The sequence below is a fragment of the Trichormus variabilis 0441 genome (assembly GCF_009856605.1).
Taxonomy (GTDB): Bacteria; Cyanobacteriota; Cyanobacteriia; order Cyanobacteriales; family Nostocaceae; genus Trichormus; species Trichormus variabilis.
In genome coordinates, this window is record NZ_CP047242.1 from 5959042 (window position 1) to 5972213 (window position 13172).

Annotated in this window: 11 protein-coding genes; 5 read left to right on the top strand and 6 right to left on the bottom strand. The window is 41.3% G+C overall.

Features of this window, described 5'->3' with window-relative positions:
• Positions 1–207: 207 nt before the first annotated feature.
• Positions 208–2790, bottom strand: coding sequence for a GAF domain-containing protein (locus tag GSQ19_RS24585; RefSeq protein ID WP_011320434.1), 2583 nt, complete (start codon positions 2788–2790; stop codon positions 208–210).
• Between the two features lie 657 nt (positions 2791–3447).
• Here GSQ19_RS24585 and GSQ19_RS24590 point away from each other — a divergent pair.
• The 3 genes from GSQ19_RS24590 (at position 3448) to GSQ19_RS29820 (ending at position 6719) form a co-directional block, all read left to right on the top strand.
• Entirely contained in the window at positions 3448–3759 is a 312-nt protein-coding gene (locus GSQ19_RS24590) for a hypothetical protein (RefSeq protein ID WP_236577843.1), read from the top strand.
• A gap of 126 nt (positions 3760–3885) precedes the next feature.
• The gene (locus GSQ19_RS24595) at positions 3886–6303 is read left to right on the top strand and encodes a two-partner secretion domain-containing protein (protein WP_153228443.1); all 2418 of its coding nucleotides are present in this window, start codon (positions 3886–3888) and stop codon (positions 6301–6303) included.
• Between the two features lie 248 nt (positions 6304–6551).
• The gene (locus GSQ19_RS29820) at positions 6552–6719 is read left to right on the top strand and encodes a hypothetical protein (RefSeq protein WP_185478741.1); all 168 of its coding nucleotides are present in this window, start codon (positions 6552–6554) and stop codon (positions 6717–6719) included.
• Positions 6720–6728: 9 nt separating this feature from the next.
• On the opposite strand, the gene GSQ19_RS24600 is transcribed toward GSQ19_RS29820, so the two are convergent.
• The 5 genes from GSQ19_RS24600 to GSQ19_RS24620 all read right to left on the bottom strand — a co-directional run bounded on the left by GSQ19_RS24600 (position 6729) and on the right by GSQ19_RS24620 (position 10715).
• Positions 6729–7301: a hypothetical protein gene (locus GSQ19_RS24600; RefSeq protein WP_011320437.1), complete on the bottom strand. Its 573-nt coding sequence runs from the start codon at positions 7299–7301 to the stop codon at positions 6729–6731.
• 530 nt (positions 7302–7831) lie between these two features.
• Positions 7832–8167, bottom strand: a complete 336-nt coding sequence (locus tag GSQ19_RS24605) for a hypothetical protein (RefSeq protein WP_011320438.1) — start codon at positions 8165–8167, stop codon at positions 7832–7834.
• Entirely contained in the window at positions 8164–8598 is a 435-nt protein-coding gene (locus GSQ19_RS24610; RefSeq protein WP_224311914.1) for a pyridoxamine 5'-phosphate oxidase family protein, read from the bottom strand. Before GSQ19_RS24610 ends, GSQ19_RS24605 begins: the two co-directional genes overlap by 4 nt.
• Positions 8599–8602: 4 nt before the next feature.
• Complete coding sequence (locus GSQ19_RS24615; protein ID WP_153228444.1) at positions 8603–8758, bottom strand: hypothetical protein; 156 nt, start codon at positions 8756–8758, stop codon at positions 8603–8605.
• 364 nt (positions 8759–9122) lie between these two features.
• Positions 9123–10715 (bottom strand): alkaline phosphatase D family protein, encoded by a 1593-nt coding sequence (locus GSQ19_RS24620; protein ID WP_011320440.1) that lies wholly within the window; start codon positions 10713–10715, stop codon positions 9123–9125.
• 509 nt (positions 10716–11224) lie between these two features.
• Here GSQ19_RS24620 and GSQ19_RS24625 point away from each other — a divergent pair.
• A complete protein-coding gene (locus GSQ19_RS24625; protein ID WP_011320441.1) occupies positions 11225–12487 on the top strand; it encodes a bifunctional sterol desaturase/short chain dehydrogenase in 1263 nt (420 codons plus the stop codon).
• A 116-nt stretch (positions 12488–12603) separates the two neighbouring features.
• A complete protein-coding gene (locus tag GSQ19_RS24630; protein WP_011320442.1) occupies positions 12604–13152 on the top strand; it encodes a DUF6174 domain-containing protein in 549 nt (182 codons plus the stop codon).
• Positions 13153–13172 lie beyond the last annotated feature (20 nt).

Sequence of the window (13172 nt, forward strand, 5' to 3'; positions counted from 1 at the left end):
CCCTATAAGTCGTGTAGGGTGCGTCAGATATCAAAAATCTGTTCATGGAATGGATAGCATTTAAGTCTTCTGACGCACCCTACTAATATGTCTGTCCATGAACATAGGACTGATGCACTGAACCAAAAAACCCTTCTGAGGGTGGTCAATAGTCCACAGTCCAAAAACCTTGATTTTGACTATTGACTACTGACTACTGACTACTGACTATTTCTCCTGAAACGTCCACACCCCTTCGTCCCATTCTGAGTTGGTTGGCGGCGATTGTAGCCAATGCTGACAACGTAGCAGATGCAACATCGCTGCTTTGTCATGTTTATCAACTGCTAAAACATTGGCAAACTCGGCTCTTGCTAGGGGAAACTGGCGGTTTAAGTAATATTCCCGTCCCTTGTGATAATGCTCAATTACCTGCAATTTCTCACTAGGGATGGGATCAGAACGTAAACCAATTAACTCATATATAGATACTGGCTCATTTCTGCCTTTAACACGGATGAAATCTAGTTCTCTAGCCCAAATATTTTCTTGGCATGGTTTAAAAGTATTATCGCTCAGAATAATATCGCAACCATACTGCTTACTCACACTTTCTAAGCGGGAACCCAGATTTACACCATCACCAATGGCTGTAAATTCCATACGTTTACTAGAGCCAATGTTGCCACTAATTACGGTGTCGGAATTGATGCCGATACCAATGTTGATGCGGGGTTTATTGGCTGCATAACGCCGTTGATTAAATTCCTGTAAGCGATGACGCATTTCTATAGATGTTTTTACAGCCATCCAAGCGTGTTCTTCTAGGGGCAAAGGTGAACCAAACACTGCCATGATGGCATCACCGATGTATTTATCCAGAGTGCCTTTGTGTTTGAATACAGCCTCTACCATCGACTCAAAATATTCATTAAGCATACTTACCACTTCTTCTGCTTCCAGATTTTCCGTCAAAGTGGTGTAGCCGCGAATATCCGAAAAGAGGATGGAAACTTCTTTGCGATCGCCTCCCAGTTTAGCATCATCCAATTTCAGCAATTCTTCGGCTAATTCCTGGGTCATGTAGCGATACATCGTACTCTTGAGGCGTTTCTCATCGCTAATATCTTCCATTACCACCAACGCGCCGCAGACTTGCTGGGGATCGCTAGCATCGGCAATGGTATTAATCGATAAGTTAATGCTATTTTGTGCTGCTTCAGTGCTTACCAGTGTGCGGTCTGGGTAATATTGCTGGCGGCGTTTGAGGTCTGTCCCGTGTAAGGCATCTTGACACCATTTACTAAAATCGCCTTCTTTAATGGCGATCGCCTCACTTATGAGTTTACCTTCCAAACGGTCTTCCGAGTCCAACCCCAACAAACGTTGGGCGCTTTCATTGGCCGCAATAATTGTCCCGGCTTTATCTGTGGAAATCACGCCATTAGAAAGACTCCGCAGAATATCCCGTTGCATTTGCTCTTGTTGCTTAACTGTGGCAAACAACTGAGCATTTTGTAACGCTACCCCAGCTTGGATATTGAAAGCTTCCATAAATTCTTCGTCGTTGCGGTCAAAACTCGCTTGGAAGCATTCGGGTGCTGCTGGCCATGTATCTGGATTATAAGGCGGGAACTCTCCGGTTTTCTTTTTATTTACCAGTTGGGTCACACCGATTAATTCTTGGTCGCCATTAAATACGGGCATACATAATAAACTACAGGTGCGGTAGCCGTTTTGTTGGTCGATTTGTTTGGCAGTTTCCGAGTCTGGATGGTCGTATAAATCAAAAGGGATGTTGAGTTTTTGACCGGATGCAGCGACAATACCTGCAAAACCTTTACCTATAGGAACGCGCAATTCCCTAGTAGAACCATTATCTTGAGTAATTTTCGTCCATAATTCATGGCGATCGCGGTCTATCAGCCATAAGGTACTGCGATCGGCGTTCATCAGTTCCTTGGCTTCATCCATCACCCGTTTCAGGGTATCTTCCAAATCCAGACTACTCTGACTTAGGGACTTCACCGCTTTCATCATCGCCGCCGCCGCCCTTTGTTTTTGCGTCGCTATATAAAAGGAACGTGACGACTCTAGAATCAAGCGAATTGACGGCGCAAATTCCTGGAATAACTGCTCATCTGCACTGGTAAAACCTTGATTATCAATCCGTTCTGCCAGTACTGCATCAGGAGGGCTATAAGGTTTTAATTTGTTGAGTAACTGTACCACCGCCACTAATCGCCCTTGCTCACTCAATAGCGGCAAAGCCAGCATTGTATATGTGCGGTAGCCAGTGATTTTCTCTTGTTTTTGGGCAAATATCGACCGAGGATCGTGATAAAAGTCAAAAGGTATATTAACTACTTGTTTAAAAGTAGCGACTTCACCGGCAATCCCCTTGTCGGCGGGGATGCGAATTTCTAGGGAGCGATCGCCTTCTCCGGCGGCGACAATCGACCACAATTCTTGTTTTTCTTCATCTAGTAAAAATATAGTCGTCCTATCTGCCCCCAACAATTCCCCAGTTTTTAAAGTAATTGACTGCAACATCTCTTGCAGGATATTTTCAAACCCGTGAGAATCCAACATCGACAGGGTTTGATGCACAATTTGGAGTTTTTGCTCGACTTCTGTAACAACTTGTTTAAAAGTATCCTGAGTTAAGGGAGCAAGAAATGTCGAAATAGTACCTTTTCTGCGGGCTAGTGTGCCGACAGGAGCCGAAGTTGCTGGCAAGTTTTGCTCTTGGTTTTGCGTACCCAGGATCAAATCGCCAGTCTCCCCAAAATTACGCTGTTGCAATGACATAGGTAATTTTTGATATAGCAGGATTAAGACTTTTAAGAATTTATTTAAGTGTTGCTAAAAGCAACGAGCGATAGACATTACACACAGTGTAATCTGTAGTTCAGCCAGCGTCATCCGGCTCTATTCCTGGTTTAGCTTAATTTATAGTCCTCATCCACAAACTACTGTATTTCCAGTAAAAGTGTATAGATGATCACGCATAGGAGATCATTAAGTTAATAGTTATACCAAAAGATTAAGCTATTACTTGCTTGACCGACTCTACTTATAGGGGTAGTGTATAAATCATATTTCCCAGTTTTGTAGGTCAGGCAACACTTTTCAGTAAAAAATATCAACCTCTCATCCCTGTGTCTATTTCCTTTCTCATATTTGGTGGTGTAAGAAGCTCATAGAAACAGCCTGCTACTAAAAAATTGTGAAATTACTGCATAAAACTGGAAACCGTTACTGATATATACACAGATGGATTAGTTTTTTCAGAACTTCCAGATTAAGGAATATCCCTATATAGGGTACGTCAGTCAGATAAAATCTGGGAATACCACGAAGTTATTCGTATTGACTCACCTTATTGAAAGGTACTTTGGGATAATTTATTTTTTTGTGTTCCCTTACTTAACAGTTGTATTTTCCATTACTTGTGACGAAGTGTTTGTGACTTGGTTACAACGCTTCTGCCTTGTCAGATTCAATTCCTATGTTTTGCAAGGGGGTTACATCAATATGACAGCTTACACATTAAGACAAGCTAATTCTTGGTTCAATATTATTGGCGCAATATCAAAGTTGGGAACGATATTTGCCAGCCATGATCACGATGGGCGACCAATCAGCCCTGACCCCAGGGACATTACAGATGAATTCGACGAAATATTTAACCCACCAGCAAAGCCGAAAAAAAAGGTTGTGAGTCCCGATGCTGATCCGTCCACATCTCCCGCAATCGACCCTGATTCTGAATCATAAACCCACGTAGTCTGCGTCAATATCTTTAGTGAGGAGATAGAGGGAATAGGGGGAATCTTTCTGTAATTTTCTCCCTTCCCGTTCCTTTCCCTATTTTTCAGCTAGTCAAGACACTAAATAACTGAAATGACTCAAAACGGCAAAGGTAGTTCATGGCAATTGAACTTAGTAATTTCCTTAACATCTGCTGGTGTTATGAGCATCAGTATGCCTGCTTTGATTGTGCAATCTGCCTTTGCTCAGAGTGTGATTACGCCCGATCAAACCTTGGGTAATGAAAGGTCTGAGGTAAGTGAAAACTACGACAATACCCCTACAGAGTTAGTTAGAGGAGGGGCGATTCGGGGTAATAACCTCTTCCATAGTTTCCTAGAATTTAACGTTAATGAAGGACGTTCAACACTTTTTGTAGCTCCCAACAGTAGCATCCAGAACATTTTTGTCAGAGTTACAGGTAATAATCGCTCTGATATTTTCGGGAAGTTAGAGACCTCTGGTGTTAATGCCAATTTGTTTGTGATTAATCCCAATGGGATTTTTTTTGGGCCGAATGCCAGACTGAATATAGGTGGTTCTTTTGTGGCGAGTACAGCTAGTGGAATTCAGTTTGGCGATCGCACCATTTTTAGCGCTACTTCTCCCCAACCTTTACTGACAATGAGTGTACCTACGGGATTGCAATTTGGCAGAACAGGGGGAGAGATCAATTTACAAGGGGAATTAGTAGTTCCCACAGGCAAAACCCTGGCATTCGTAGGTGGCAATGTAACTCTAGATGGTGGTAATGTTAGCTTTCTCCGGCGTAGGACTCTCAAGGCGGAAAGTGGTCAAATTGCTATAGGTGGAATACTAGAAGTAGGTACAGTAGGTCTAAATTTGGCTGGTAATAACGACATTAACAACCAAATTTTAAGTTTTTCTGATGACGCAGTCTTAGGTAACGTATTCATCCAAAATCAAGCCAGGGTAGATGTCAGTGGTCAGGGTGCTGGTTATATCGAAATTAAAGGTAAGCAGATTGGACTCACTCGTGCATCGCAAGTGCTAGCAGAAACAGAAGGTAGTCAAAGCAGTCGCGGAATTTTTATCCAGGCAGAAAAATTAACCCTTGACGATGGCTCACAAGTAACAGCATCTGTGAATAATCCTCAATCTACCGTTTCCGGAGGCAATGTTACAGTCAAGGCAAGTGATTCGGTACGAGTAACGGGAATAGTACCGAATAATCTAGAACGTTCTGGGAATCCCAGTGGTCTGTTTACTAGAACTGCCGGTAAAAGACCTGGGGGAAATTTGACTATTACAACAGGTAAATTAATTGTTGAAGATGGGGGTAACATATCCGCTCGTACTAGTGGAAATGATAGTCAGAGTATTGGCGGAACGATCAAAATAACTGCATCAGAATTGGTCAAACTGATCGGCAATACTAAGGATTCTAGAGAATTTCCCAGTAGTGTGTTTGCTCAGACTTTGGGTGCTGGGAATGCAGGTTCTGTGACGATTGATACTCCAGCGTTATTTGTCCAAGATGGTGCAGTCATATCAGCTGGAACTCAGACAAATAGCCAGGGTAATGGGGGAAATATTACAATAAAAGCCTCTGATTTTATAGAAATAAGCGGAAGTTCGCCAATTGAGAAATTTCCTAGTGGCTTGTTTGCTCGCAGTCGAGGTAGTGGCAACGCAGGTTCTATATTAATTACTACAGGTCAACTTAATGTGCGCGATCTCGCTACAGTCACAGTAGAAACATTAGGCACAAGTAATGCTGGCGAAATAAAAATTAACGCCACAAGAATCAACCTTGATGGTAAAGCAAATTTGAACGCTACAACTCCATTAGGTAATGGTGGTAATATCAATTTACAAATAGATGACCAACTACTTTTACGCCGTGGTAGTTTCATCTCTACTAGAGCAGGCACTACAAGCGGTAGGGGTAATGGCGGTAATATAAATATTAATATTCCCAATGGCTTTATCGTTGCCGTTCCTGGTGAAAATAGTGACATTACAGCTAATGCTTTTCAAGGTCAAGGTGGTAACGTTAGCATCAATGCCTTTAGCGTTTTTGGCATAGAGTTTCGAGAAAAAGATAGTCCACTCACCAACGACATCACAGCTAGTTCTGAATTTGGGCTAAACGGTACAGTCGAAATCAATACCCCAGAAGTTCAACCGAACCAAGGACTAATTAATTTACCAACACAACCTGTTGAACCCCAGCTAGCCCAAGTTTGTCAAGCAGCCGCAGGACGAAATCAAGACAGTTTTACTATCACCGGGCGTGGTGGTTTGCCAAACAACCCTAATGAACTCCTTTATTCTGATGCTGTTCTTACAGATTGGGTAGCTGTGAGTAATGTAGAAAACATCCCCAATACTCCTATCAGCAAAAGCATCTCTACTCCAACCCAAACTAATATCGTGGAAGCTACGGGATGGGTAATCAGCCCTCAAGGTGAAGTTGTTCTCACAGTGAATACACCTAATACAAAATCCCCTAATTCTTGGCAAAAAACTAGTGCTTGTAATTCGTAATTTGTATTATCGCGTTACGTTTCGCAGGAAAGGCTTACGCCTACGTAATACAGAAAATCAGATTCCACCTTCGTGGGTTGAGACAATGGATCTCAACTGATAAATGACAACTGACCACCGACACACCATTGCAAAATATACTAATAGGTTAAAAAATATAACCCAAAGCTATGTCTATGGGATATTTGCCGTTTTGAAATTGTTGATATAAACTGAATTCTCGGTTTATATCAAGGATTTATCCAAAAATGACAACTACACAGACTATTTGCCCAAAACCAGCTAAAAAATCGGACAAAAAAAGACAACAATCTTTTATGAGTATGGATATCGGCACTCCTAGAGTACCTTTACGTAAAGCTAAAAAAATTAAACAGGAGTATGAGCTGTTAAGCGACTGGAACCACGCTAGTTAATTGATGATTTCACTTCCAGTGACATAGTTGAGATACAGGTGTCATCCGAGGGCGGTTGTATTGATAGAATCCCTCAAGATTTAGTAAAGCTTGGCGATAAATAATCCACTGCACAGCGTCCGCATGATTGGCAGTACTAATCAAATTACCTTGGCTTAATGTCAATCGCTCCTCTGAATCCCACTTAAATGCAGATGTAGATATATTATTTTGCTGCTCATCAGCCCATAATATAGATAACGCTTCACCTACAATCAAATTACCTTTGATATTTCCTCTAATACAAATAAAGTTGTCTGAGTGGGGATAGCCATAATAGCCATTAAAGTGATGTGCAGTTTTGTGAAAATTGGCACAAACACCTGCACCATCTCGCCAATCTTGAGGATCAGGTTGGCTACAAAACTGGTAGCTGCCATCTGCTAAATTTGCAATATTAACTTTCTTCTCTGATACCCACAAGTGGGAATTTAACTGAAATAGTCTTTGTGGTTCTTTAACTTGCTGATGAAAAACTAGCCCAATGCTTAACAAAGCGGTAAAGATTACCAGCTTTTGTGTGAGACTGCTTCTGTTTAGCATAATCTCATCCCAACTTCATAGAAATTGGGGCAATAGGGATAATTGAGATGGAATTAAGTTATTTCTAAATAGCTGGAGCTGCGGAAATTATCAACAATACAAGCAGCATTAAAACTAGCATACTGATTTTGAAAATCAGGTAAGTATTGGGGTCATATATCGGAAAATCGTGAGTCATTGTACACCTCTGTTTGTAGCTCTTATCAGGTCTGATGAGGTATGGAACAAATTCATAGAAGCAGAGTTTAATTGTGAATCTAGCCTCACTGCCTCTATATTTTTATTATCTCTCAAAGATATATACACGTCCGGGAAGTTAAAGTTTAGGTAACATTTTTTAGTAAGAGTTTAAACTTAGTCTTGCTCGACTGACTGTCTACGGCGAGCTTTGCTAAGGCTGTTGGTTGTGTTGATTTACCCGATTTTGCAAAATTAACAATTCAAAGTAAATGTTTTAAATCCATACACCCCTACACCCGGTCTCAACAGAAAATCTGGGTGCGTAAGTCCTAAGTTAATTACCTCCTGCTCTAACTCAAGATTTGAGTTGTTGACCAACGCAGCTTTGCACAAACTGCGGTTTGATTGGTGTTAGATTGATTTCTCCACTCTTTCAAAAGATTTTCCGGTAGCGTTCTCACCATTTCCACCATGACTCCTGCTACATCATTTTCGGAAAACTGACGGGGGATTTTAGCTTGCAGTTCTGGCGATCGCAGACAATCCAAAAACCCGTGAATTAAAATGCCAGCACTACCCGCAGGATCTGTGAAAATTAATGCTTCATTCTCGGCGACAGGCTGCGATCGAACCTGTTCTAAGTTTCCCCAACCGATATATTCACACTGTAACGAGTTACCAATCATGGTTGACTGCTGACTCCTTCAGTTGTTCGTCCGGTCATTTCACTGGGAGAAATACGATAAATGACAATGACATTTGCTCGTCCCCAAACGTCTATCCAAGTTCGATTTAGCGCAGGTGAAAGCTTTGGATTATGTGCTTTGATCAATTGCATCGCATGGTCAAACTCTTGCGGCTCAGTTAGGCGTTCTGCTCGACCCATGATGATGACACTGCGCCAATGGGATAAGTTATGAATTTCTTCTACCTGTAAACAAACCTCCGGATTCGCATCAATGTACTTCGTCTTCATTCCTTCGGTCGTAAAGATGTACAGGTTGGGATTCTCGAAATAATAGTGCATCGGCACCACGTAGGGATGTCCTTCTGATGCACAGCCTAAGTGTCCATACTCTATCCTTTGTAGAAGCTCATGAATTTCCTTCGATCCCATTTCATCAATATCTAACATAGTCCTTCTCCCTTGTAATTACTGGAAAAATGCGATCGCCTCCGGTGGGCGGAACGCCATCGCCAATGCCATAAAAGCTCTTGAGTAATGCTTTTATCTCTGCTTCTATACAAATCCATGAGGACAGGATCTCAATCCTCAAGAAGAGATACACCGACTGAGAGAGAAAAAATTTGCACAGTATTTAGCGATCGCACAATCCAGGTAATAGTACGTCTATCCTTAGTTAAATAAAATACATTTGCGTCACTCAACTATATTTATACTAAAGTAATAAAGATAAGAATTAAATTCTATTAGTAGCAGCGATCGTTGTTTTTTGGATTATATTTAAATACTCATACCAAATTAATATGAAGCTGCGCCAAATAAATGATGTAGAGACGTTGCTTGCAACGTCTCTACAGTACAGAATAAAGTGCATCTTCATCAAAAAACGGTATCAAATACTCAAGTATTTGAGTACACAAAAGTTTCATCACACTTGCAACAATACCCTTTGCGCCTTATGCACGTTGAACACCTGGGCGACCATTCTCAACAACAAACGAAGCAAAAGTGTATACAGGTGCATCTGGACGACTCACAGTCGTGACGATACGCAGATCAGTTTGCCAGCGATCATAGTTAAGATTAACTCGGAAATAGCCCCGGCGATCGCCGTCAAAAAATTTGATGTGTGGGTTTTCTGGAATCATCGGGCCGTAGTAGGGGCCGTAAACATTCCGATCACCATTGCTAGAAATTGACGGAGTCACAAATTCCGTAGCTACTGTAGGAGAGTTAGTAGCCTTAAAGTCCAGCTTGAGGTCATTGGCAAATATGGAGTGCCAATCCCCAGTAATCACCACTGGATTAGAAATTCTACGGTCAGCGATGTGATTTAAAACACGGTTACGTGCGAGAGGGTATCCATCCCACGAGTCGTTCCAAAAAATTTCACCTGACCCAATTTTATGATCTAGCTCTGCCATCAACACCTGTTGAGCAAGTATGTTCCAACGTGCTTGAGAACGGTCAAGACCATCCAGCAACCAACGTTCCTGCTGAGTACCGAGCATAGTTTTTGCAGGATCTAGCGCTGCTGGGCAACGGGGTGTTTCACCATCAGTACATGGCTGATCACTCCTGTACTGGCGGGTATCAAGGACGCTAAACTCAGCTAGATTACCAAAGGTCAAACGACGGTAAATCGGCATATCGGGGCCCTGTGGTATGGAAAATTCCCGCAGTGGCATATGCTCATAATAAGCCTGGTAAGCAGCTGCACGCCTTTGCAAAAACTTGGCCACTGGATCGTTGTTTTCCGAAAGGTTATCAGTGTAGTCATTCTCAACTTCGTGGTCGTCCCAGGTGACTGAAAAGGGAAATAAGGCGTGAGCTTTTTGTAAATCCGGGTCAGTTTTATAGAGAGCATATCGCAGGCGGTATTGCTCTAGCGTATTGGTTTCTTTTCTAAATTCACTGGGTAAAGATACATTACGCACACCGCCGTTGGCAGAGATGCCGTATTCGTAAATATAGTCACCCAAGTGAAAAACCAAATCTAAATCTTCTTCTGCTAGGCGACGATAAGCAGAATAGTAACCATCCTCCCATTTTTGGCAAGTAACAAACGCAAAGTTGAGCTGATTCAACCTAGAGCCAATTGCTGGAGCAGTGCGGGTACGACCAATGGGGCTATCTTCACTACCCACTGTAAACTGATACCAGTACCAACGGTCAGGCTGTAAGCCACGCACATTGACATGGACAGAATGCGCTAATTCGGGGGTTGCCAATGTCACGCCCCGTAGCACAACTTTTCTCATATTTTCATCCGTAGCAATTTGCCACCGTACTGGTACGTTTACGGGCGGCATTCCACCACCATTTAAAGGATCTGGAGCTAGCCTTGTCCATAAAATTACGCTATCTGGTAAAGGATCACCAGAAGCAACACCAAGGCTGAAGGGATAGGCTGAGAATCTTGACTTGGCGGCAACTTTATGAGTCCAAAGACTGGCTATGGCACTTGCAGTCAATGTTCCAGCACCGAGCAGAAAACGTCGCCGCTTTGCTTGGGAGGACAGCAAGCGATGTAAATGAACACGCTCCATAAAAATCCTTGTTGAGATTTATACAATAAAAAGGGAATAAAAAAGCTAGATAATGGTCATCTAGTTGTTAAGAAAATTGATTATCAACTTGCGTTTAATTAAGGCTTAAGAAGTTATTAATATTACAATAAGTATTTATTCACAATTACCTAACGAACAATTAATGGAAATAAAAATACCCCCATATTTTTGTGGGGGTAGGAAGGTTTTTAATGAGTTTGGTTTGTAAAATCTGATGATTCAGGTTTAATTTTTAAAAAATAGCTTGCGTACCCTGACTATAGCTATATCAGGATATTCAAGTATCCTTGTGTTATGAGATACTGCATATTAGTAGAGACTAGCGGATTATCACTGATATTATGGGTGAACCGTGTGGAAAGTTGAGTGCGCCCATCACACCCACAAACAAGACTGACACAGCCAATTGAATTTGCTTTGTAACTCTGCCTTAATCTATTCTGATCACAATATGAACAAACATTAAGACAAGTAACACGCGCAAAAACATGATACCGATATTGGCTGAAAGCTTAACTGAAATTTTGACGAGAGTAAAAATTGATGGAACCCTAGTAAATACCTGCTGGCAGTTTGCAATTTGGGGATTGCTCTCCCTACTGCTAGCAGAGATATTGAGGGACAGTTACCATGCCTTGTGTCACCAAGTCAATTGGCTCAGTAAATGGCACAACAAGCATCATGCAGCATATCGCCGGGATTTGTCGATAGTTTCCCTCAAAGCTTACCAAGAGTCCCAACTCTATCACGACATTTTAGAATCAAGCCTATTAGTAGTTCTATTAACGGTAATTGCCTTATTTGTCCAACAAATTGGGTTATGGCTGGGAGTAGCCTATGCTTGTAGCTTTCTGTTTGGCGCATCCCTGCGATATTTCCAAGGGACAATCGACACAGATTATAATCACCTACCAGGCCCATTAGAGGCAATTCCTTCTGTTTGGTGGGTAAATCGGTCGTACCATTGGCGACACCATTTTGATGATGTTGACGCTTATTATAGTGGTGTATTTTCCTTAGTAGATAAAATTTTGGGAACAGGACTATCTCTCAAGGGTAAAACTGTGGCGCTGACTGGTGCATCTGGTGCTTTAGGACAAGCATTGACGGCGCAATTGCTTCAGCAGAATGCCAAGGTTGTGGCTTTAACTACTAATCCAGATAAATTACCAAGCGATGGTAGTTTCAAGGTAATTGCTTGGGAGTTAGGTAATGAAGCCGCACTTAAAGCCAGTTTAGAAAAAGTAGATATTTTGATTATCAACCACGGAATTAATGTTTACACCAGTCGCACACCAGAAGCAATTAACTCTTCGTATGAAGTAAATACTTTTTCTGCATTGCGGCTGATGGATATATTTTTAACTACAGTCAAGGGGCCACAAGCAAAAGCAACCAAAGAAATTTGGGTGAATACTTCCGAGGCGGAAGCCTCTCCGGCGCTGAGTCCGCTTTATGAACTGAGCAAACGTACATTAGGAAATCTAGTGACTCTCAAGCGCTTGGATGGGGACTGTGTAATTCGCAAATTAATTCTAGGCCCCTTTAAAAGTCAACTCAATCCCTATGGAGTGATGTCACCACAGCAAGTAGCTTATGCGATTTTGTTTTTGGCACGCCGAGACTTCCGCAATATTATCGTGACGATTAATCCTCTTACTTATGTCTTTTTTCCATTGAAAGAAATTAGTACTTGGTTGTACTACAAAATTTTTAGTAAGACAGCTAAAAACCAAAACTTAGCATCTTAATTTTTAACTCATGAGAAACAGGAACCCCGAAGTTTTTAAATCGGGGTTTTGCATGAGTTTTAATCAAAAAATAAATTAAATTTAAACAATTTATTCAAAAATATAGTTGTACTCCCATGAGTTCATTGGATATATCTTTAGTGAATCACATTGACTTCATCAAAAACTATATGCGTTTATTTACTACTATTGGCTTGGGATTTCTTCTATCTTTGAGCGTGAATCTGCCAGCTATGTCTGAATCAATAGTGCAGATAGAACTATTATCAGCACGTCCCAACTTAAATTCAAGGCAATTAATTTTTAATCGCAGATTGTGGAATAGCAAAAATATTTCTAACTATCGATATACTTTGAGTAATAGCTGTTTTTGTATACCTGAAGCTAGAGGGCCAGTAGTCATTGAAGTCCGCAATGGTCAGACAACTTCCATTACTGCTGTGAATCCTGGGCAAGCAGTTAATCCACAATTTTTTCAAAAATACAATACAATTCCTAAACTTTTTAACGTGATTCAAAATGCTATTCAAAGTCAAGCATCTAGTTTAGATATCAGTTACAACCATAAATTTGGTTATCCCACTCAAATTAATATTGATTACAACAGTCAAATAGCTGATGAAGAATTATTTCTCACAATTGAGAATTTTGAAGTAATTCCATAAGTGTGAGGATTTGTGCGTAT